Origin of the sequence: Streptomyces coeruleorubidus (assembly GCF_028885415.1) — a bacterium.
Lineage (GTDB): Bacteria > Actinomycetota > Actinomycetes > Streptomycetales > Streptomycetaceae > Streptomyces > Streptomyces coeruleorubidus_A.
The window spans coordinates 941,634-963,557 of record NZ_CP118527.1 but is presented as its reverse complement, the minus strand read 5'-3'; the positions used below and the strand labels follow the sequence as shown (position 1 = coordinate 963,557).

Annotated in this window: 16 protein-coding genes; 13 read left to right on the top strand and 3 right to left on the bottom strand. The window is 69.7% G+C overall.

Annotation, left to right across the window (positions count from 1 at the left end; translation table 11 throughout):
• Window positions 1-84 precede the first annotated feature (84 nt).
• From PV963_RS04540 to PV963_RS04485, 12 genes are all read left to right on the top strand, one after another.
• Window positions 85-1,935 (top strand): NAD(P)/FAD-dependent oxidoreductase, encoded by a 1,851-nt coding sequence (locus tag PV963_RS04540; protein WP_274814251.1) that lies wholly within the window; start codon window positions 85-87, stop codon window positions 1,933-1,935.
• Entirely contained in the window at window positions 1,928-3,628 is a 1,701-nt protein-coding gene (locus tag PV963_RS04535; protein WP_274814250.1) for an NAD(P)/FAD-dependent oxidoreductase, read from the top strand. Before PV963_RS04540 ends, PV963_RS04535 begins: the two co-directional genes overlap by 8 nt.
• Window positions 3,625-5,379 (top strand): NAD(P)/FAD-dependent oxidoreductase, encoded by a 1,755-nt coding sequence (locus PV963_RS04530; protein WP_274814249.1) that lies wholly within the window; start codon window positions 3,625-3,627, stop codon window positions 5,377-5,379. Before PV963_RS04535 ends, PV963_RS04530 begins: the two co-directional genes overlap by 4 nt.
• Complete coding sequence (locus PV963_RS04525) at window positions 5,376-6,263, top strand: thioesterase II family protein (RefSeq protein WP_274814248.1); 888 nt, start codon at window positions 5,376-5,378, stop codon at window positions 6,261-6,263. Before PV963_RS04530 ends, PV963_RS04525 begins: the two co-directional genes overlap by 4 nt.
• Window positions 6,256-11,922, top strand: a complete 5,667-nt coding sequence (locus PV963_RS04520) for a type I polyketide synthase (RefSeq protein ID WP_274814247.1) — start codon at window positions 6,256-6,258, stop codon at window positions 11,920-11,922. Before PV963_RS04525 ends, PV963_RS04520 begins: the two co-directional genes overlap by 8 nt.
• Window positions 11,906-12,862, top strand: coding sequence for a DUF1702 family protein (locus PV963_RS04515; RefSeq protein WP_274814246.1), 957 nt, complete (start codon window positions 11,906-11,908; stop codon window positions 12,860-12,862). The genes PV963_RS04520 and PV963_RS04515 overlap by 17 nt, the downstream gene beginning before the upstream one ends.
• On the top strand, window positions 12,859-13,779 hold the full coding sequence (locus PV963_RS04510) for a DUF1702 family protein (RefSeq protein WP_274814245.1): 921 nt from the start codon (window positions 12,859-12,861) through the stop codon (window positions 13,777-13,779). Before PV963_RS04515 ends, PV963_RS04510 begins: the two co-directional genes overlap by 4 nt.
• Window positions 13,780-13,812: 33 nt before the next feature.
• Window positions 13,813-15,123 (top strand): cation:proton antiporter, encoded by a 1,311-nt coding sequence (locus PV963_RS04505; RefSeq protein ID WP_274814244.1) that lies wholly within the window; start codon window positions 13,813-13,815, stop codon window positions 15,121-15,123.
• Window positions 15,120-16,127 carry a DUF1702 family protein gene (locus PV963_RS04500; protein ID WP_274814243.1) on the top strand — a complete coding sequence of 336 codons (1,008 nt, stop codon included), beginning with the start codon at window positions 15,120-15,122 and terminating at the stop codon, window positions 16,125-16,127. Before PV963_RS04505 ends, PV963_RS04500 begins: the two co-directional genes overlap by 4 nt.
• Window positions 16,124-17,050 carry a DUF1702 family protein gene (locus tag PV963_RS04495; RefSeq protein ID WP_274814242.1) on the top strand — a complete coding sequence of 309 codons (927 nt, stop codon included), beginning with the start codon at window positions 16,124-16,126 and terminating at the stop codon, window positions 17,048-17,050. Before PV963_RS04500 ends, PV963_RS04495 begins: the two co-directional genes overlap by 4 nt.
• Window positions 17,051-17,134: 84 nt before the next feature.
• A complete protein-coding gene (locus PV963_RS04490; RefSeq protein WP_274814241.1) occupies window positions 17,135-18,394 on the top strand; it encodes an NAD(P)/FAD-dependent oxidoreductase in 1,260 nt (419 codons plus the stop codon).
• Between the two features lie 42 nt (window positions 18,395-18,436).
• Complete coding sequence (locus PV963_RS04485) at window positions 18,437-18,706, top strand: 4Fe-4S dicluster domain-containing protein (RefSeq protein ID WP_274814240.1); 270 nt, start codon at window positions 18,437-18,439, stop codon at window positions 18,704-18,706.
• Window positions 18,707-18,720: 14 nt separating this feature from the next.
• Here the strand turns inward: PV963_RS04485 and PV963_RS04480 are convergent, their stop codons facing one another.
• Entirely contained in the window at window positions 18,721-18,843 is a 123-nt protein-coding gene (locus PV963_RS04480) for a hypothetical protein (protein ID WP_274822302.1), read from the bottom strand.
• A 1,010-nt stretch (window positions 18,844-19,853) separates the two neighbouring features.
• Between PV963_RS04480 and PV963_RS04475 the strand changes: the two genes are divergently transcribed.
• On the top strand, window positions 19,854-20,099 hold the full coding sequence (locus tag PV963_RS04475; RefSeq protein ID WP_274814239.1) for a hypothetical protein: 246 nt from the start codon (window positions 19,854-19,856) through the stop codon (window positions 20,097-20,099).
• 52 nt (window positions 20,100-20,151) lie between these two features.
• Here the strand turns inward: PV963_RS04475 and PV963_RS04470 are convergent, their stop codons facing one another.
• Together PV963_RS04470 and PV963_RS04465 are read right to left on the bottom strand one after the other, a co-directional pair.
• Window positions 20,152-20,322 carry a hypothetical protein gene (locus PV963_RS04470; RefSeq protein WP_274814238.1) on the bottom strand — a complete coding sequence of 57 codons (171 nt, stop codon included), beginning with the start codon at window positions 20,320-20,322 and terminating at the stop codon, window positions 20,152-20,154.
• Window positions 20,323-20,655: 333 nt separating this feature from the next.
• Window positions 20,656-21,858, bottom strand: a complete 1,203-nt coding sequence (locus PV963_RS04465; RefSeq protein WP_274814237.1) for an IS110 family transposase — start codon at window positions 21,856-21,858, stop codon at window positions 20,656-20,658.
• Window positions 21,859-21,924 lie beyond the last annotated feature (66 nt).

Here is a 21,924-nt window from a genome sequence, read left to right as displayed (position 1 = left end):
AGGGGATCAAAGCCCTCAGCTTGCACATGAAGTAAGTCCTCCGTAATCCCGCCACCGATAGTCATTTGGGATGAAGGGGGATGCATGACCCAACCAGCACGACATCGCATATCCGACCTGTCTGCGGAGAAGCGGGCCCTGCTCGCTCAGAAGCTCCGGACGCGTGTCGCCGGCGGCACCACCAGGCCCGACCACTACGACGCCGTGATTCTGGGAGGCGGGGCCGCCGGCCTCACCCTGGCGCTCCACCTTCGCCGGGAGCGGCCGGGCATCCGGGTGCTGGTCGCCGAGAGGCAGCGGCACCCCGTGCCCGAGGCCACACACAAGGTCGGCGAATCGACCGTGGAGATCGCCGCCCACTACCTGCGGGACATCCTCGGACTCGGCGAACACCTTCAGACACAGCAGATCCGCAAGTTCGGTCTGCGCATGTTCTTCAGCAGCGAGGACAACGCCGACATCGCCGAGCGCGTGGAACTCGGCAGTTCGGTCTTCCCTCCGCTGGCCACCTATCAACTCGACCGAGGACGCCTGGAGAACGAACTCGGCGCGGCCTGTTCCCGGGAGGGCGTCGAGTTCCTCCCGGGCAGCAAGGTCGTCGACGTCGCGTTCTCACTCGACGGGGCCCACCACGAGGTCCAGTTGCTCACGGACAGCGAGGAACACAGCGTCCGGGCCCGCTGGGTGATCGACGCCACCGGACGCGGCCGGCTCCTGCCGCGCCGGTTCGGACTCCGCAAGGACGTGGGCCACAAGGCCAACGCCGCCTGGTTCAGGGTCGGGCACCCCATCGACCTCGGAACCTGGAGCGACGACGAGGCATGGCACGCCCGGATCCGCGAGGGCCGGCGGGAACTGTCCACCAACCATCTGATGGGACCGGGCTACTGGGTCTGGCTCATCCGGCTCGCCTCCGGATCCATCAGTATCGGCATCGTCACGGAGGCCGACGCGCACCGGCTCGAGGACTTCAACACCCTGGAACGGGCCCTGGACTGGCTCACCGAGCACGAACCGCAGTGCGCCCGGGCCGTCGAGGAACACCGCGACAAGATCCAGGACTTCCGGGTGATGAAGGACTACTCCTACAGCTGCGACCAGGTCTACGACGGCAGCGCACGCTGGTGCCTCACCGGCGAGTCCGGGATCTTCCTCGACCCGCTCTACTCCCCGGGCCTGGATCTGATCGCCATCAGCAACGCACTGGTGGCCGACCTCGTCACCAGGTCCCTGGACGGCGAGGACGTATCGGCCCTGGCGTCCGCGCACGACGCACTCTTCAGGCGTGTCACCGACATGTGGCTCGCCGTCTACGAGAACCAGTACGCGCTGATGGGCAACGCCCGCGTGATGTCCTCCAAGGTCATCTGGGACACCGCCTTCTACTGGGGGGTCTTCGGTCTGCTCTTCTTCCAGGACAAGTTCCGCATCGTGGCCGGCAGTCCCTCCGTGGCCGCCGACCTGGAACGCCTCACCGACATCAGCAACCGGGTCCAGGCGTTCTTCCGCGAGTGGGCGGCCATCGACGACTCCCCTCTCGAGGCCAGGTTCGTCGACCTGTACTCCCCGCTGAACTTCATGGTGAAGCTGCACGCCGGCATGGCCGACGACCTGCCCGGCAACAGGTTCCCCGAGCGCTTCTCGGACAACGCCAGGCTCCTGGCCCAACTGGCCGGGCAACTGGTCACCGCGGTCATCGACGCCCACGGCGACCGGTACGACGACGACCGCGTCATCGCCCAGGTCCAGTCCTGGCAGCGGGATCCCCTCATCGCCGACCTGATCGCCACCCATCGGCGCGAGCGGCAGCACAACCCCACCAGTGAGGGCTGGATCGCCCTGCGCCCGTCCCGCACGGGGGAGAGCAGCGCAGGTCACGAACCGAACGGAGCGGACAGCATGGAACAGCAGAGCAGCGAGGTGAGCTATGCCTGACATCTCCGAGCGCTTCGACGTGGCGATCCTCGGCGGCGGCATCGCCGGACTGACCCTGGCCCTCCAACTCAAGCGCACCGACCCCGGTCTCCAGGTCACCGTCCTCGAACGGGGGCAGCACCCGGTGCCCGAGGCCGCCCACAAGGTCGGCGAGTCCAGCGTCGAGGTCCAGGCACACTATCTGCGCGACGTCCTCGGCCTCGAAGAGCACCTCGAGCGGGACCAGTTGCACAAGTTCGGCCTGCGGATGTTCCTCACCCACGCGGGCAACGAGGACATCACCCGGCGTGTCGAGTACGGCCAGATCAGCGAGGCTCCGCTGGCCTCCTACCAGCTCGACCGCGGCCGGCTGGAGAACGCGCTCGGCACCATGGTCGCCGATCTCGGCGTCGACTTCCGCCAGCGCTGCAAGGTCCGCGACGTGCAGCTCGCCGACGGCGACGACGACCACGTCGTACGCGTCCTCGACGGCGAACACGAGCAAGAGCACGCGCTGCGGGCACGGTGGGTCGTCGACGCTACGGGACGCGCCGGCCTGCTCAAGCGCAAGCTGGGTCTGGCCAGGCCGGTCGGGCACCGGGCGAACGCCTCCTGGTTCCGCATCGAGCACGAGATCGACGTGCACCAGTGGTCCGACGACGAGCAGTGGCGGGCCCGGGTCGACGGCGGCCTGCGCCGGCTGTCCACCAACCACCTGATGGGACCCGGATACTGGGTCTGGCTCATCCCGCTCGCGTCGGGCTCGACGAGCGTCGGCATCGTCGCCGAGGACGAGGCCCACTCCTTCGAGGGGTTCAACACCCTCCAGCGGACCCTGGACTGGCTCGCCGAGCACGAGCCCCAGTGTGCGGCCGAGGTGCGGCGGCACCTGGAGAAGATCCAGGACTTCCGGGTGATGAAGGACTACGCCTACGGCTGTACGCAGGTGTACTCCGAGGACCGGTGGTGCCTGACCGGGGAGGCGGGGGTCTCGATCGACCCGCTCTACTCCTCCGGCGGCGACCTGATGGCGATCAGCAACGGCCTCATCACCGATCTCGTCACACGGGACAGCCGCGGCGAGGACGTGCGGGAGAGGGCCGTGGCCCACAACCAGGTCTACCTGGTGCTCAGCGAGATCTGGCTGGTCGCCTACGAGGGCCAGTACCCCGTCATGGGCAACCCGCAGGTGATGGTGGCGAAGGTCATCTGGGACACGATCATCTACTGGGCCGTGCCCGGCCTGCTGTTCTTCCACGACAAGTTCCGCCGCCTCGGCGCCAGCCCCGCGGCGTTCGCCAATCTCCAGCGCACGTGGCTGCTCCACACGCGGGTCCAGCAGTTCTTCAGGGAGTGGCACCTCGTCAGCAACGAGCCCGCCTCCGACGTCTTCGCGGACCCGTACAGCCTGCTCGACTTCATCGTCGACCTGCACAACGGCATGGCGGCGGGCCTCGACGACGACGAGCTCGAGGAGCAGTTCGGACGCAATGTCGAGCTGCTGGAGCACATCGCGGGCCAGTTGGTCAGCACCGTCGTCGAGCGTCTCGAACAGCGCGGTGCCGATGACGCGGCCAAGGCCCGGATAGAGGAGTGGCGCCGCGACGAACTGCTGCGGGAAGCCGTCGAACGGTACAAGGAGCGCGACCCGGTCGACCCCATCGACAGCGCCTGGATCACCCTCGGCAGCCGGCCCGCGGCGGTGACGCCATGACCGACACCAGCGCGATGAACGACCGCGGCGCCGCGCGGACGGCGCCCGACGACCTCGTCGATGTCGCCGTCGTCGGTGGCGGCGCCGCCGGGCTGACCCTGGCCCTGCAACTGCTCGGGCAGCGCCCCGGCACCCGGATCGTGGTGCTGGAGCGCCAGGGACACCCGGTGCCGGAGGCGACGCACAAGGTCGGGGAGTCCACCGTGGAGATCGCCGGCTACTACCTGCGGGAGGTCCTCGGGCTCGGACACCACCTGCAGTCCCAGCAGCTGAACAAGTACGGACTGCGGATGTTCTTCTCCAAGGACGGCAACGACGACATCACCCGCCGTGTGGAACTCGGCCACTCGGTCCGCCCGCCCGGCGCGGTGGGCACCTACCAGCTCGACCGCGGCCGCCTGGAGAACGCCCTGGGCCATGAACTTCTCGCCCGCGGAGTGCGGTTCCTGCCCGGGACGAAGGTCGAGAGCGTGGACCTGCAACCCGACGCCGAACACCACCGGCTCCACGTCCGCACCGACGACGGCGCCACCCGGCAGATCCACGCGAAGTGGGTCGTCGACGCCACCGGCCGGGCGTCCCTGCTCAAGCGACGGCTCGGCCTCGCCAAGAAGGTCGGGCACCGGGCCAACGCCGTCTGGTTCCGCGTCGGCTGCCCCATCGACGTCGATCAGTGGTCCGACGACCCCGACTGGCACGCGCGGATCGAGGAGGGACGGCGGGAGCTGTCCACGAACCACCTGATGGGCCCGGGCTACTGGGTCTGGCTGATCAGGCTCGCCTCCGGATCCACCAGCGTGGGCATCGTGACCGACCCGGACCTCCACGGGTTCGAGCAGCTCAACCGGTTCGAGCGCGCTCTGGAATGGCTCGACCGGCACGAGCCGCAGTGCGCCGGCATCGTCCGCCGGCACCGCGACAAGCTGCAGGACTTCCGCGTCATGAAGGACTACGCCTACAGCTGCGAGCAGGTCTTCTCCGCGGACCGCTGGTGCCTCGCCGGGGAGGCCGGCGTCTTCCTGGACCCCCTGTACTCCCCGGGGCTGGACCTGATCGCGATCAGCAACAGCCTGATCACCGACCTGGTCACGCACGCGCTCGACGGCGACGACACCGGGGAGCGCGCCGCGATCCACAACCAGGTGTTCCTGCTGATCGCCGAGGGCTGGCTCAGCATCTACGAGAAGCAGTACGCGCTGATGGGCAACGCGCGGGTCATGCTCACCAAGGTGATCTGGGACACCGCCGTGTACTGGGCCGTTCCCGGGCTGCTGTACTTCCACGACGTGCTGCGGCACCTGGGCGACCGGCCCGACATGGTCGTCGGTCTGGCCCGCTTCAGCACCGCCAGCCAGGAGGTCCAGCGCTTCTTCCGGGAATGGAGCGCGGTCGACGACGAACCACGCGACCAGGCACCCTTCGTGCGCTTCTACGACTTCGACTTCATGAGCCGCCTCCACCTCGGTATGACAGCGGGCCTCGCGGACGCGGATCTGGCCACGCAGTTCGAGGCCAACATCCGTTTCATCGAGCGCCTGTCGGGCCAACTGGTCGCGACCGTGCTGGAGGAGTTCGAGGCCGAACCCTGGAACCCGGCCAAGCGGGAGCAGGCGCGGCGCTGGCGGGCCGACGAGGCCCTGATGTCCCTCGTCGAGGTCCATCTGCGCGAACAGGAGTCGACACCGCTCGGTGACCAGTGGATCAGGCTCCGTCCGGCCGACGAGGCCGTCGGCACGGGGGAGTCCCGGTGACCGCCGCGCCGGGCGAGGGCGGCGCCCTGCGCGAACGCGTGGCACGCCTGCCCGACGACAAGCGCGCCCGCCTGCTGCGCCAACTGCGCGGCCGGCCGTACGCCCCCCAGGACGAGGACAGCTGGTTCGTGCGGTACTCCGCCGCCGACGCGCCCGGGCTCCGGCTCTTCTGCTTCCCCTATGCCGGGGGCGGCGGTTCGGTGTTCCGCACGTGGAGCGAGGGGCTGCCCGCCGGCGTCGAGCTGTGGGCGGCCCAGCTGCCGGGCCGGGAGACCCGGGTGACCGAACCCGCCCTGCGGCAGCTGGATCCGCTGGTCGAGTCCCTGTACGAGGCCGTCCTGCCGCGGCTGGACCTGCCGTACGCGTTCTTCGGCCACAGCATGGGCGCGCTGGTGGCGTTCGAGCTCACCCGGCGCCTGCGTCGCGCGGGGGCACCACAGCCGTCCCGGCTGCTCCTCGCCGCGTTCCGGGCGCCCCAACTGCCCAACCCCAACATCAGGATCCATCACATGCCCGATGAAGTACTCAGAACGGTGCTGCGCAAGGAGGGCACGCCCCCGGAGGTGCTCGACAACGGGGAGCTGATGCGGGCTCTGTTGCCCATGCTCCGGGCCGACTTCGAACTGTGCGACACCTATCGGTACCGCGACGAGCTCCCCTTGACCATGCCCGTGTCGGTCTTCGGCGGTGACCAGGACGTGCGCGTCAGCCGCAGTGATCTCGACATGTGGCGGTCGCAGGCCGACGGGCCGTTCCGGCTCGTCATGCTCCCGGGCTCTCACTTCTTCCTGCACAGCTCACAGGACCTGCTGCTGGCCGAACTCTCCCGGGAGCTCGGGGCGGCGGCCGCTCGCACCGAGGAAGGAGAAAGGTGCCATGACTGACCGGCCGACGGACGAACCGGCGCGGGAACCCATCGCCATCATCGGGATCGGTTGCCGCTTCCCAGGCGGAGCCACGACGCCCGCCGCCTTCTGGGAACTCCTGTGCGCCGGAGTAGACGCCACCCGTGAAGTGCCCCCGGATCGCTGGGAAACCGGCAAGTTCCACGACCCGGACGGCGCCAAGCTCGGCAAGATGGCCACTCTGCGAGGCGGATTCCTCGACCGGATCGACGAGTTCGACGCCCAGTTCTTCGGGATCTCCCCGCGCGAGGCGATCTGGCTGGATCCCCAGCAGCGTCTTTTGCTCCACGCCGCGTGGGAGGCCCTGGAGGACGGCGGCCAGGTGTCCGCCCAGCTCGCCGGCAGCGACACGGGCGTCTTCATGGGCGGCTTCACGCTGGACTACCAGCTGCTCCAGAACTACGGCGTGCACAGCCGCTACGAGCTCCAGACGCACTCGGCCACCGGAATGATGATGACGATGCTGGCCAACCGGCTCTCGTACTCCTTCGACTTCCGGGGACCGAGCCTTGCCGTGGACACCGCGTGCTCCGGCTCCCTGGTGGCGGTGCACCTGGCGGCCCGGAGCCTGTGGAACGGCGAGTGCTCCCTCGCCCTCGCGGGCGGCGTGAACGTCATGATCGCGCCGAACATGACCATCGCCGAATCCAAGGGCGGATTCCTGTCCCCCGACGGCCGCTGCAAGGCGTTCGACGCGTCCGCCGACGGATACGCGCGAGGCGAGGGCGCCGGCGTCGTGGTCCTCAAGCCGCTGGCACGAGCGCTGGCGGACCGCGACCCGGTCTACGCACTGATCCGGGGGACGGCCGTGTCCCAGGACGGACACAGCAACGGCATCACCGTCCCCAACGGTGACGCCCAGGAGGCGGCCATGCGCGCGGCGTGCCGGCAGGCCGGCGTCGCGCCGCGCACAGTCCAGTACGTCGAGGCACACGGCACCGGAACACCCGTCGGGGACCCCGTCGAGGCGGGTGCCATCGGCCGGGTCTTCTCCGAAGGACGCCCCACCCGTGACCGTGTCGTCATCGGGTCGGTCAAGACGAACATCGGGCACCTCGAGGCGGCGGCCGGAGTGGCGGGCCTGATCAAGACGGCACTGTCACTCAAGCACGGCCGCATCCCGGGGCAGCTGCATCACCACCAACCCAACCCGGCCATCCCGTTCGACGCCCTTCAGCTCCACGTCCAGACGGAGCTGGGCGACTGGCCGCAGGTACCCGGGCCACGCCTCGCCGGGGTCAACTCCTTCGGTTTCGGCGGTACGAACGCCCATGTGGTCCTCCAGGGCCCTCCCGCCGAGCGGCCGGTCGCGCCGCACGCCGACGACGACCGCCCGTACCTCGTCCCGCTGTCGGCCCGCAGCCCCGAGGCGCTGTCGGACATGGCGGCGGCCTTGGGGGAGACGCTGTCGGACAGCCCGCACGCCTTGCGGGACGTGGGCCATACGCGCGCGCTGCGGCGCACTCACCACGACCACCGGCTCGCGGTCGTCGCGGCGAGCGCGGCCGAGGCCGCCGAGAAGCTCGGCGCCTTCAGCGCGGGCCGCGAAGCCAAGGGTGTGGCATCCGGTCGCGTCCAGGCCGGGAAACCGCCGAAGCTGGCCTTCGTCTGTTCCGGGATGGGCCCGCAGTGGTGGGCCATGGCCCGGCAGCTGCTGGACGGCGAGCCCGTCTTCCGGGCCGTCGTCGAACGATGCGACAGGGAGCTCGGCAAGTACACCAGCTGGTCACTGCTCGACGAACTCCTCGCCCCTGAGGAGCAGTCCCGCATGGCCGAGACCGAGGTCGCGCAACCGGCAAACCTCGCGGTCCAGCTGGGCCTGGCGGAGCTGTGGCGTTCCTGGGGAATCGAACCCGACGGGATCGTCGGGCACAGCACCGGGGAGGTCGCCGCGCAGTACCTGGCGGGCGTTCTCGGCTTCGAGGACGCCATCAAGGTGAACTACTACCGCAGCAGCCTCCAGCAGAGGGCCACGGGAAACGGCCGGATGCTCGCGGTGGGCATGACCCCCGAGACCCTGAACCAGGCCGTCGCGGACGCGGGGCCCCTGGTCTCGGTCGCGGCGGTCAACAGCCCGACCGCGGTCACGCTGGCCGGCGATGCGGCGATCCTCGAGGACATGGCGGCGCAGCTGGAAACCTTCGGGGTCTTCCACCGGTTCCTGACCGTCAAGGTGTCGTACCACAGCCACTACATGGACCCGTTGCGCGCAGACCTGGAGAAGGGGCTCGCCGACCTCCGCCCGTCCTCCGCCGCCCTTCCCCTGTACTCGACCGTGACCGGCACGCGCATCGACGGCCGAGGCGCGGACGCTCACTACTGGTGGCAGAACGTTCGTGCGACAGTCCTGTTCGCGGCCGCCTTCCGTCAGATGGTGGCCGACGGATACACCCACTTCGTCGAACTCGGCCCCCACCCCGTGCTGGCCGGCTCCATGAGGGAACTGCTGGCGGAGCAGCAGCAGGACGGGCTGGTCGTTGCGTCCCTGCGCCGCGACGAATCCGACGACGTGGTGCTCCTCGGTTCCCTCGGCACCCTCTACAGCCATGGCCACGAGATCCAGTGGGAGGCGTTCTACGGCGACGACGCCCGCCTGCTTCGACTGCCGCCCTACCCATGGCAGTTGAAGAGATACTGGAACGAATCGGCGGAGGCCCGGGAAGACCGCCACTACACGGAGGTCCACCCACTGCTGGGACAGCGGATGAACGCCGTCCATCCCACCTGGGAGCGGGAGCTCAACCCACGGCTCCTGCGCTACCTGGCCGACCACCGCGTCCAGGGAAACACCGTGCTTCCCGGCGCCGCGTTCATCGAACTGGCCCTGGCGGCGGCGGTCGAGGTGTACGGCGAGGGGGACCACGCCCTCGAGAACCTGGAGCTGCGCAAGGCTCTCGTGCTCCCCGACACGGCCGACCCGCGGGTGCGCACCACCCTCTACCCGGAGTCGGGCCGGGTCGAGGTCGCCGGCTTCGCGGCCACACCCGGCGGCGACCGCACCTGGACGCTGCACGCGACAGCCCGGCTCAGCCGGCGCCCGCCCGTCCGCACCGCGCGAGACCTCGCCGGCGCACGCGGCGCCTGTGAGAAGCACGTGTCGCGCGCGGACTTCGACGGCCTCGTCCAGCAGATGGGCTTCGAGTACGGGCCGGCGTTCCAAGCGGTGGAGGAGATCGTCACCGGCCCGCGGGGGGCCGTCGGACGGGTGACCGTCCCCGCCTGCGTCCGCGACGAGCTGGGGACGTACCGGTTCCATCCCAGCCTGATCGACGCGGCGTTCCAGGTCCTGCTCACCTCCGCCGCGCCAGGAGTGATGGACGCGACGCTCCCGGCCAGTCCCTACCTGCCCGTGGGCGTCGACAGCGTCACCGTTCTCGGGCGCCCCGCCGACGAGATGTATGTGGTGGCCGAGGTCACCAGCGCCGACGCACGCGTCATCGTCAGCGACATCGCCCTCTGCGACGACCAGGGAAGGGTTCTCGTCGACATCCGCGGCTTCCGAGCACAGTCCCTCGACGCCGTGGCCAGTCTCACCCCCGAACGTATCGACCAGGGCCTCTACGAAGTCCAGTGGCGTGAGTCGTCGCGCGAGGACGCCGCGGAGCCGGAAGCCGACGGCGCAAGCGCGCGGGACGACGACGAGGCGAGCACCTGGGTGCTCTTCACGGACGCGACCGGGGTGGGCTCCGAGGTGGCCCGGTGCCTCACGGAGGCCGGACGCCGCGTCGTCACCGTGGCCCCCGGCGAGGTCCCTGACCCCGTCGAAACCCCGGCCGGTGGCTATGTGATCGACCCCACCGACGCCGAGCACTACAAGCGGCTGCTGCGGAAGATCGCCCAACAGACCGAGATCGGCAGGGTCCTGCACCTGTGGAGCCTCGATCTGCCCTTCGGCGAGGACATCCCGGTCACGGCGCTGCGGGACGCCCAGGACCTCGGCGTGCTCTCGGTCCTGCACCTGATGCAGGCGCTCTCCGCCGAGGTCACCCAGCGGCTGCCGCGCGTATGGCTGGTCACCCGCACGGCACAGGCGGTCGGAGACAGCCCCCGGCCCCTCGCCCTGCCGCAATCCCCGATGTGGGGCATCGGCCGTGTCATCGGCCACCAGGAGTTCGCCGGGATGTGGGGCGGCATCGTCGACCTCGATGCCGGGCCGGAAACGGAGCAGGCGCGCCGTTTCGTCGAGGAGGTCAGCGCACCCAGCGGCGAGGATCAGGTCGCGTTCCGGGGCGTGCAGCGGTACGTCGCACGCCTGGCACGGGCCGGCGAGCACCTCACCCCGGCCTTCCCGACGACCCTGCGCGACGACGCGACCTACCTGGTCACGGGCGGTGCGGGAGCCCTCGGTCGCCTGGTCGCCCGGTTCCTGGCCGAGCGCGGGGCCCGCCACCTCGTCCTGATGGGGCGGACCTCCCTGCCCCCGCGCGACGCCTGGCACGACCTGCCCGCTCAGCACCCGCGGCGCGAACTGGTCGACGAGCTGCTCCGCCTGGAACGCCGCGGCGTGTATGTCCACTACGCCGCGGTCGACTCCGCCGACGAGGCTCAGCTGCACGCCTGGTTCGCCGAACACCAGCGGCTTCAGCGGCCCCCGGTCGGGGGTGTCGTCCACGCCGCCGGGGTCGTCGAGGACGAGCTGATGCTCCGGATGAGCCGGGACACCTTCCAGCGGGTCATGCGCCCCAAGGTCGGCGGCGGCTGGCTGCTGCACCGTCTGTTCGCCGACACCCCACTGGACTTCTTCGTCCTGTTCGGCTCGGTCGGATCGGTCATCGCATCCGCAGGCCAGGCCAACTACGCGTCCGCGAACGCCTTCCTCGACGCGCTGGCCCACCATCGCCGGTCCCTCGGTCTGCCCGCCCTGAGCATTGGCTGGGGGCCCTGGTCGGTCGGCATGGTGGAGCAGCTCAACCTGGAGCAGATGTACGCGCGACGGGGCATCGAGCTGATCACCCCCGAGGCCGGGGCGCGCATCCTCGGCCGTCTCATCGGCCAGCGCCCGGCACACGTGGTGGCGATCACCGCCGACTGGGCGACCGCCCGGGCGACCTCGATGGGAGGACAGCTCCCGCCGCTGTTCGCCGAGCTCGGCACGGAACAGGCCGACCTGCATGGCGAGGACGACGTGGCCGACGCCGGCGCCGTGCTCGACGCTCTGTGCCGCACGCCCGAGGCGCACCGCCTGGACGCGCTCGCGGAGCACCTGCACGACATCGTCGCGATGGTGCTCAAGCTGGATCCGGCGGAGTTCGGCCACGAGGAGAACCTCAGCAACCTCGGCGTCGACTCCCTGATGGCCGTCGAGATCAAGCACCGCATCGACGCCGCCCTGCGCGCCGACGTCTCGGTCCTGGACCTCCTCCAGGGCGTGACCGTCCTCGGCCTCGCCCACCGGATCCTGCCGCTCCTCGCCCTGGAGAAACCCGGCGAACAGGACCTCGCCGGACCGGCCACCCCCCACCCGGACCCCCCGGGCGAGGGACCCCAGGAGGAGGAACTCGCCGCCCTGCTCGCGCAGATCCCGCCCGACGAACTCGAGCAACTCCTCGTCGAACTGGAGCAGGAACCCTCCGAGAAAGCCTCCGAGAAAGCCTCCGAGAACCCGACGGGAGCGATGAACCATGACACTGTCGCTTAGCAGACTGCGTCGCGCCGTGATGGGCGTCTCGGACGCGGAGGCGACCGCCTTCAGCCGCGGCGACACCCCGACCTGGAAACACCTCGAGACCGTCGTACGCACTGCCGTCGGCGGCTATCACGCGGTCCTCGACGGCAGCCGCTTCGACGACCTCGTCCCCCGCCTGGACCGGATCCCCCTGGAGTTCCGCGGATACGCCTACGAAGGCGCCGCCATGGGACTGACCGGTCTCGACTGCTTCCTGCCGGGCGCATCCCGGCTCCAGGCCTATATGGACGGTCCCGGGAACCCGCACATCTACATGGTCCACATCGGGGCGGGGGAGGCGCTGGCCAGGTTGCGCCGCAAACCGGACCCCTTCATGCGCCGCCTGACCGATCCCGCGCTGCGCTGGCTGGTGATGGACGGCTACGGCTTCCACGAAGGCTTCTTCAAGCAGCGCCGGTTCGTGGAACGGCAACAGGTCCCCGTACATCTGTCGCCCTTCGCCCGGCGCGTCTTCGACCAGGGAGTGGGGCGGAGCATCTGGTTCACCTCCGGCGCCGACGTCGACCGGATCGCTTCGACCATCGCCGCGTTCCCGGCGCACCGGCACGCCGATCTGTGGCTGGGCATCGGCGTGGCCTGCGGGTATGTCGGCGGGGTCGGCAGGCCCACCGTCGAGGCGCTGCGCGTGGCCGCCGGGCGGCACACGTCGCGTATGTCCGTGGGAACGGCGTTCGTGGCCAAGGGCCGCCTGCGCGCCGGCAACCTGATACCCGACACCGAGCTGGCCTGTGAGGTGCTGTGCGGCGTCTGCGCCCAGGATGCCGCCCGACTCGTCGACCGGGCCTTCGAGGATCTGCCCGACACCCGGTCCGCGCCCGCGTACGACACGCTTCAGCGGCGACTGGAGACCAGCCTCGCCGTCACTCCCTCGACGAATGGGGACACGGCATGAGCGTGCTGGGTGCTGTGATGAGGCCGCTGTTCGAGGTCGCCCCGTCGGACTTCCCCGCCTCGGTGGGCACGGGTGCCGGCGCGGAGCGGCTCAGCACGGTCGTGTTCACCGTCACGGAGTGCTGCGAGCTCACGCTCCTCAACCGCCGAGAGGCGGCCCTGGTGCCCAAGCTGGACGCGTACCCCGAGGAGTTGCGGGGGTTCGCCTACGAGGGAGCGGGGGTCGGGCTCGCGGCGCTGGACCAGCTGCTGCCGTGGAAACAGCGCACCCGCCGCTTCGTCGACCGGGCGGCGAGCGAGTACATCTTCGCGGTCTACCTCGGCGCGGGCATGGGTCTCGCACGGTTGCGCCGCAACCCGGAACCGTTCCGCCGGCGCCTGCGGGACGACGTGTTCAACTGGGCCGTCCTCGACGGATACGGCTTCCACGAGGGCTTCTTCGCCTACCGCCGCCATGTGCAGGAGCGTGCCACGCCGAGACATCTCAGTGGCTACGGACTGAGCGCCTTCGACCACGGACTCGGACGCAGCATCTGGTTCGCCACGGGCGCGGACGTCGAGCGGGTCGCGGCAACCATCGAGGCGTTCCCCGAGTCACGCCGGGGCGATCTGTGGGCCGGTGTCGGTCTGGCCTGCGGGTACACGGGCGGGGTCGACGAACCGACGGTCGAGGCGCTGCGGAATCGTGCGGACGGCTGCCGGAGCCGGCTCGCCGAAGGCGTGATCGTCGCGGCCAGAGCCCGGCACCAGGTGGGCAATCCGGCCGAGCACAACGAGGTCGCCTGTCGGGTGATCTGCAAAATCGACAGCGGCAAGGCCGCGGAGATCGCCGCCGCGGCCCTGGTCGACCTCCCCACCGACGACGTCGAACCGGCCTATGAGATCTGGCGCCGACGCATTCGCCGGCAGTTCGCCTGAGTCACATCCACCATCCGAGACCTCGGGGGCAACGTGTCCAACTCGGAAATCGCCATTCTCTTCTTCCTGCAGCTGACCGCCATCCTCGCGGCCTGCCGCCTGGTCGGCCTGCTCGTCCGGAGGATGGGGCAGCCGCAGGTCGTGGGCGAGATGATCGCCGGCGTCCTGCTGGGGCCGTCCCTGCTGGGGCTGCTGGTTCCGCACTGGCAGGAGAAGCTGTTCCCCACCGGCCCGTCCATGACCATGATCTACGTGGTCGCCCAGGTCGGACTGGTGCTGTACATGTTCCTGGTCGGCCTGGAGTTCGACACCGGGCTGATCCGTCACCGAATCCCCAGCGCCGTGTCGATCTCCCTGTCCGGGATCTTCGCGCCGCTCGCGCTGGGCGCCCTGACCGCGGCGCTGCTCGTGCGACAGGAAGGCAAGTTCTTCACCGAGGGCGTCGAGACCTGGCAGGCCATGCTGTTCATGGGATCGGCCATCGCCATCACCGCCTTCCCGATGCTCGCCCGCATCATCTTCGAGCGTCGGCTGACGGGGACTTCGCTGGGCACCCTCGCACTGGCGGCCGGAGCCACGGACGACGCGATCTCCTGGTGCCTGCTCGCGGTCGTCCTCGCCGTGTTCAAGAACGACACACAGATCGCCTTCCTGGCCATCGGCGGTGGCGTCGTCTACGCCGCTTTCGTGCTGACCGTGGGCAAGCGGCTGCTGAGCCGACTGGGCACCAAGGCCGAGCGGGAGGGCGGCGTGAGCTCGCCGCTCATGGCGCTGGTGCTGATGCTGCTCATGCTGGCGGCCTGGTTCACCGACTATGTCGGTATCTACGCGGTGTTCGGCGCCTTCATCCTCGGCGCGGCGATGCCCCGCGGTGTCTTCGCCGAGCGCATACGCCGCGCCTTCGAGCCGCTCACCACCCATCTGCTGCTGCCGCTCTTCTTCGTGTTCTCCGGCCTGAACACCGAGATCGGCCTCGTCAACAGCGTCACGCTGTGGGGAGTCGCGCTGCTCATCCTGCTGGTCTCCGTACTGGGCAAGGGCGTCGCCTGCTGGTTCGCGGCCCGGCTCAACAAGGAGCCGCAGCGGGAAGCCCTGGCGCTGGGAAGCCTGATGAACGCGCGGGGCCTCATGGAGCTCATCCTGCTCAACATCGGGCTCCAGGCCGGCCTGATCACCCCGACCCTGTTCACCATCCTGGTCTTCATGGCCATCGCGACCACGCTCATGGCCACCCCGCTGTTCGAGCTCGTCTACGGCCGGTTCCGCCCCCAGCCCGCTCCCGTCCCCGGAGCCGCCGAAGGGGCTGTCGCGAGCCTTGCCGAGGCGGGAGGAGGTCCGCGATGACCCTGCCCCTCGGCACGCTGCTCAAGCCGATCTTCCCGCTGTCCGCCGAGTCCTTCCCCAAAATGGCGGCTGAACGATTCGGCGCCCAGGAGGACATGGACAAGACCTGGCTCATGTTCGAGCCGGTCGCCCGCACCCTGGTGGACAGCTTCTACATGACGCTGAACCACCCACGCCACGAGGACCTGGTCCCACGGCTGAACGCGACTCCGCCCGAACTGCGGGGGATCGCCTACGAGGGCGCCGGCATGGGGCTGATGCTGCTGGACAGCCTCGCCCCGTACAAAAAGCGGCTGCCCGCTTTCATCCACGGCCCCGGCGCGCCCTACCGGTGCCTGGTCTACATCGGTGCGGGACTCGTCCTGCCTCGTGTCCCCGTCGGCCCGCAGCGCTTTCTCGCCCGTCAGGACCCCTTCCTGCGCTGGCTGGTGATGGACGGCTACGGCTTCTACGAGGGGTTCTTCTCCTGGCGTGACACGGTCGAGCGGCACCGGCCCCCGCGCCGGATCCACGGATACGCGGCCCGCGCCTTCGACCAGGGCCTGGGGCGCAGCCTGTGGTTCTCCACCGGCGCCAATGTCGAGCGGATCATCGACACGGTGAACTCCTTCCCTTCCCGGCGGCAAGGGGACATCTGGAGCGGCATCGGCCTGGCCTGCGCATACGCCGCGGGCGTCATGGACCGCAACGCCGTCGTCACCCTCCTGAAGGCGGCAGGCGGCCACGGAGCCGACCTCGCCACGGGCACCGCGGTCGCATCGATCTTCCGTGAACAGTCCGGCCAGCTGGCCCCGCACACCGACCTGGCGTGCGAGGTCGTGTGGGGGAGGGGAGGGGCGGAGGTCGCCGCCCTCGCCCACGAGGCCGGCCGGCGCCTGGGCCGAGCGGGCACCGGCGACCGATCGGACCCGGAACCCGCCTACGCGCGGTGGCGCCAGGAGATCCGGGCCGCCTGGCTCAGCACCTCGGTCCCGGTCGCGGGAGTGAAGGGGCTCGGCACATGACCACTGTCGGAGCGGTCCGCAGGCGGCTGTTCGGAATCCCGTCCGCCAAAGCGGTGTTCTCCCGGCCCGGGTTCGCCCCGGAGGCATGGGAGCGGTTCGCACCGGTGGCGACCTCTCTCATGGAGGGCTACCACGCGGCACTCGAGGACCCCAGGATGCCTGTTCTCGCAGCGCGTCTGGAGGCGGTCGAACCATCGCTGAAAGGGTTCGCCTACGAAGGCGCGGGCATGGGGCTGGCAGCACTGGACGCCACCGCGCCCTGGAAGCGGCGGCTCGAGGCCTTCGCCGCCGGGCCCGGCGCTCGCCATGTCTACCCGGTCTACGTCGGGGTGGGCCTCGCCTACGCCCGGCTGAGGCGAACCCCGGAAAGCCAACTGGCCGCACTCGACCCGCTGCTGGGCTGGGTGACGGCCGACGGCTACGGATTCCACGAGGCCTTCTTCAAGCGTCGGCGCTACGTCGAGCAGCACGCCGTACCGACGCGGCTCTCCCGGCACGGCCGGCAGTACTTCGACCAGGGAGTGGGCCGCGCGCTGTGGTTCTCCAACGGCGGGGTGGTCGACCGTGTTACCCGGCTCGTCGCCGGATTCCAGCCCGACAGGCACGCGGACCTGTGGAGCGGCGTAGGCCTCGCATCCGCCTACGGCGGTGGCGTGGACGAGGCCGCCCTGCGCGCGCTCCTCGCCCACGCATCCGCCTACCGGCCACAACTGGCCCGCGGTGCGGCGACCGCCGCGTGGGGACGCCGCACCGCGGGTAACCCGGCCGCGCACACCGACCTCGCCTGCCGGATCTTCTGCGAAAGCGGCAGCGATGACGCGGCCGACGTCGTCGAGGAAGCAGCCCGCGACCTGCCCGTGATCAGCGTGGAACCCCGCTACGAGATCTGGCGCAGGCGCACCGAAGACCGCTTCGCGGCCTGAGCGACCGGTCGGGCGACCTTGCTGAACGATTTGCGCACGCCCAGAAGAAGTACGAAGAAGAGGTACGAAGAAAGGGAATCGGCCGTGTACGACGCCATCGTGATCGGTGCCCGCGTGTCCGGCGCACCCACTGCCATGCTGCTCGCCAGGAAGGGGCACCGCGTACTCCTGCTGGACCGGGCCACCTTCCCCAGTGACACCGTCTCCACCCACATGATCACTGTCGAGGGCAGCGCCCAGCTCAGGCGCTGGGGGCTGCTCGGCCAGGTAGAGGCCTCGCGGTGCCCGGCCGTGACGAACATCGTCCTCGATCTCTGCCTCGACAGGTACGGTCACTTCACCCTGGAGGGTTTCCCCTACCCGGACGACGACGGATTCGCCGCCATCTACGCCCCCAAGCGCACCATCCTCGACAAGATCCTGGTGGACGCCGCCGCGGCGGCCGGCGCCGTGGTCCGCGAGGGTTTCACCGTGCAGGAGGTGCTCACCGAGGACGGCAAAGTCGTAGGGGTGCGCGGACGAGGGGCCAGTGGCATCTCCATCACCGAGCAGGCCCGGATGGTCATCGGCGCGGACGGCATGCGGTCGATCGTCGCCCGGACCGTCGAGGCCCCCGAGTACCACGTCGTGCCGCCCAAGGCCTTCGGCTACTACACCTACTGGGACGACGTGGAACTCATGGGCCTGGAGTTCTACACCCGCCCCGGCAGCACCGTCATCGCCTTCCCGACGCATGACGACCAGGCCGCCGTGTTCGTCGAGCGGCCCGAGCGCGACTTCGCCGACTTCAAGACCGACGTGCGTGCCCACTACCTCAAGACGGTGAACGACATCGCGCCCGGGCTGGGAGCTCGCCTCGAAACCGGGCGCCTCGCGCATCGGTTCATGGGAGCGGGGAACCGCCCCAACTTCTTCCGCAAGCCCTTCGGCCCCGGTTGGGCTCTGGTCGGTGACGCCGGTGTCCACAAGGACCCGATCACCGCCCAGGGCATCACGGACGCGTTCCGGGACGCCGAACTCCTGGCCCAGGCCCTCGATGCCGGATTCTCCGGGAGGATGCCCCTGGAAACGGCGTTGAGTACGTACGAGTACAAGCGCAACGAGGCGTTGAAGCCCCTCTACGACTTCATCGTCGACCACGCGGCGATGGAGCCCTTCGACCCGGCGTTCCAGGACGTGCTCGCCGCGATGCGGGGCAACCAGGACGCCATAGACCGGTTCTTCGGAGTCATCCAGAACACCGTCCCCTGGGCGGAGTTCTTCACCCCCAAGAACCTGTCCGCCCTCATGGGGCTCACCGAACCGGACGTCCACGACGGGCCGGAACTCGCCGAGGCCGGCTGAGTCGGCCGGACCGAACCGACCATCTTCGCAGCGGAGGTTCCCATGACTTACGTGATCACTGAAGCCTGTGCAGACAGCAAGGACGCCGCCTGCTGGGAGGCATGTCCCGCTGATGCGATCCACCCCGGACCGCAGGAGGCGTCCTTCCGGGAGCACGCCCAGCTCTACATCGACCCCACCGCGTGCATCGACTGCAGCGCCTGTGAACCGGTCTGCCCGGTGGAGGCGATCTACCCCGAAGAGGACGTCCCGGAGGCGTCACAGGACTCCATCGCGGCGAACCGCGATTTCTTCGCGGCCCGCACGGCCTGAGACCGCGGCGCGAGCTAGCGCTCACAGGCGTCCGAGCAAGCGGCGGCGCCCGTGGTGACGAGCTGGGCGGCGGTGGAGAACAGCCGAAGCCGCAGGCGGCGGGGCTCCCAGAGCCGGGCGGTGCCGGTCAGTGGCATCCGCCTACGGCGGTGGCGTGGACGAGGCCGCCCTGCGCGCGGTCTTCCCCCGCCCCTTTTCAGGGGATGAGGAACCCGTGCTGGATCCGTTCTCTGTGGCTGTCGGCAGGTACCTTCACCGCGCCGGCGTACGGGGGGTTCCGTTCCGACAGCACTGCGTCCGCGCTGCCGCGCCCGATGGCCGGCCTCGCGGGCAGCAGTCCTTCGCCCGGCGCTTGCAGAGCGTTGACGGTGATTCCGTCCACCGTGAGTAGTTCGGGGGCGTCAAGAGGCACGGCGTGGTGTTCCACTCGGCAAGGTGGAAGTGCTCGGCGCGCTCGCTGGCCCTGGCCAGCTGCTTGAATGCTGAGCGATCAGCTTTGGCGGTGCGCTTGGTGGCCCTCTGATGGTTGCCGTTGACCGTCACTACGAAGACGCGAGACCGCTCGCCCGGGCGCCATGCTTCGATGAAGAAGTCGGGTCGTGGCCGGGTGCCCAGGGACGGTCGAGGGCCGGAGCGTGCGAAGCCCGCCAGGAGTATGGCTTCCGCGTCCAGGGTGGAGACCATGTGGTCCGGGAAGCGGTTCCGCGCGGTCCGTTCGGCGACGGCGAGTCCGAAGGCTCGCCCCAATTCCCGTGCCTGCCTGGCTCCGTAGGAGAGTTCCGGGCTCTGGCCGTCGTCGGTGAGGGCCAGGTGGCCGCTGGGGTCGGTGGCCATGGCCTGGCAATACTTCAGTCCTTGCCAGTGTTCGGCCAGCCCTCTGCCCCGTCTGTGACGGGCGAGGGTGGTAGCTCGCGCGAAGACGCTTCGGGCTTGCGGAACTCGATTCCTCCTCGTCCTGCTTCCGTGCGCGCTGTCGATCGATGGCCGCGGCCGCCTTGGCCATGACCGTAACCAGAGCGGCGGTCGAATTGATACGGACGGGGATCTTTGTGCTGAGCCGGTTGAGTATCTCTTCCGCAGATGCTGACATCGCCTGCCGATTGGCTCGGCCACACCATCGCTCGAGGAGTTGCAGAGCGAGGGCGGCATGGAACGTCTGCGGGACATTGCCCGGAACGCGGAGCCGATCGCGCAGTTGCCGTACGAGACGGTGGGGCCTGCGGCGTCGTACGCGCGGCTGGCGGCCCAGTCATCCCGCACCGCACCTGTCGATTCAACCGCCTCGCCGACGCCCATGATCGCGGCTCCGGAACCGGCCCGCACGATGACGCTCGACGAGTGCAAGAAGGGCCTGGGCACCACCAACAAGTTCTACTTCACGTCCGTCTCCTGAGGTGCCAACGGCGGGGGTGCCGAGTTGTCGGCACCCCCGCCCTTGACCGTGTTCAGGCCGTCGCGGGCCAGAACTGCACAAGGTACTGCTCCACGCCTTCACCCGTACCTTCCTGCTCCGACAGTGCCGCAGCCTCCCTGCGCCCGGCACAGCTCACCCGCACCCGCCAGGAGCCCCCCGCGTCGGCGAGCGTGATCACGTCGTCGGCGCGCCCCAAGCCCATGGACCACACGGCCACTTCACCAGTGGTTGACTCGAAGTCGGCCTCAGCCTGTTCGTCCCACCGCGAGGATTCCTGCCCGGGCGGCTCCCCGTCCCATACCTCAACGGTGACCGCAGCGGTGTGCGTGTGGCCGCCACTGTAGATGTCGAGGCGCCCAGGACCGTGGAGCTTGGTCGGCCGCCGCCGTGGCCCGCGCGGGAGCGGATGGGCGGGATACCCACGCACAAGGGGCTTGAGTCCCTGGCTGTCCGCCTGACCTCCGTGGGCCTTGGTCTGGACGAGGACCAGCAGAGACACGCGTCCAAGGGCCGGGGGGTGCCTCTATGTCTTTCGTCAAGCGAGGCGTGGGGTTTTGGGTTCGTAGAAGGTGCCGTCGCGGAGCATCGCGAACAGCACGTTGATCCGCTGGCGGGCGAGGCGGAGAAGTGCCTGGGTGTGGGTCTTCCCGCGGGTTCGGCAGCGGTCGTAGTAGGTCCGGGAGGCGGGATCGTGCAGGGCGGCGAACGCGGACAGGAACATCGCCCGTTTGAGCTGGCGGTTGCCGCCTCTGGGGGCGTGTTCGCCGTGGATCGAGGTTCCGGACTGCCGGGTTGTCGGGGCGAGGCCGGCGTAGGAGGCCAGGTGGGCGGCGGTGGGAAAGGAGCTGCCGTCGCCGACGGTGGACAGGAGGACTGCGGCGGTCCTGACGCCGATGCCGGGCATCGAGGTCAGGACCTGGGAAAGAGGGTGGGCCTCCAGCAGGGCCTCGATTCTGGCCTCCAGGGCCCGGCGTTGTTCGTGGACGGCGGCCAGCGACTTCGCCAGCGACGGCACGATCACGTCGAGGGTGCCGGTGCCGGGGACGACGACGGTCTGCTCGTCGAGCGCGGTGAAGATGTCGTCGACCAGCCGCTCGGCCATGCGCGGTGCCCTGGGGCGGATGACCTCGACGAGCCTGCGGCGGCCTGCCTTGCGGAGTGCCTGCGGAGATCCGTAGCGCTCGAGGAGCCAGGTGATGGCTGCGTGGTCCAGGCGCGGGCCCAGGACGCGTTCGAGGCTGGGGTGGAACTGGGTGAGCAGGCCGCGGATGCGGTTGGAGGTGCGGTTGGCCTCGCCGGCGAGGTCCTGGTCGAAGCCGACGAGCATGGTCAGCTCCGCGGTGACCTCGTCGGTCAGGTCGAGGGTGCGCAGGGTGTGGGGCATGGTGCGGGCGGCGTCCGCGATGACGGCGGCGTCCTTCGCGTCGGTCTTGGCTTCGCCGGGGTAGAGGTCGGCGATCCTGCGCATCGCCAGGCCTGGCAGGTAGGCGACCTGACAGTCGGCGTCCCGGGCGACGGTCAGTGGCAGGGCGCCGATGGAGGCAGGCTGGTCCACGACCACCAGGACGGTGCCGAACTTGGCCTTCAGCTTGTCGAAGACCGCCCGCAGCTTCGGTTCGCTGTTCGGCAGCGGCTTGTCGAAGACCGTCTTCCCGGCCGGGGTCAGTCCGTGTCCGTGATGGGTCTGCTTACCGACGTCCAGGCCCAGGAAGACGCCCACCCCGTCGATGCTGATCACCGTGCCCCCACCTGTGTCGACGTGTGCCGGCCCCGAGGTCGGGAGCCGTTCTCGCGCAGCCACGTT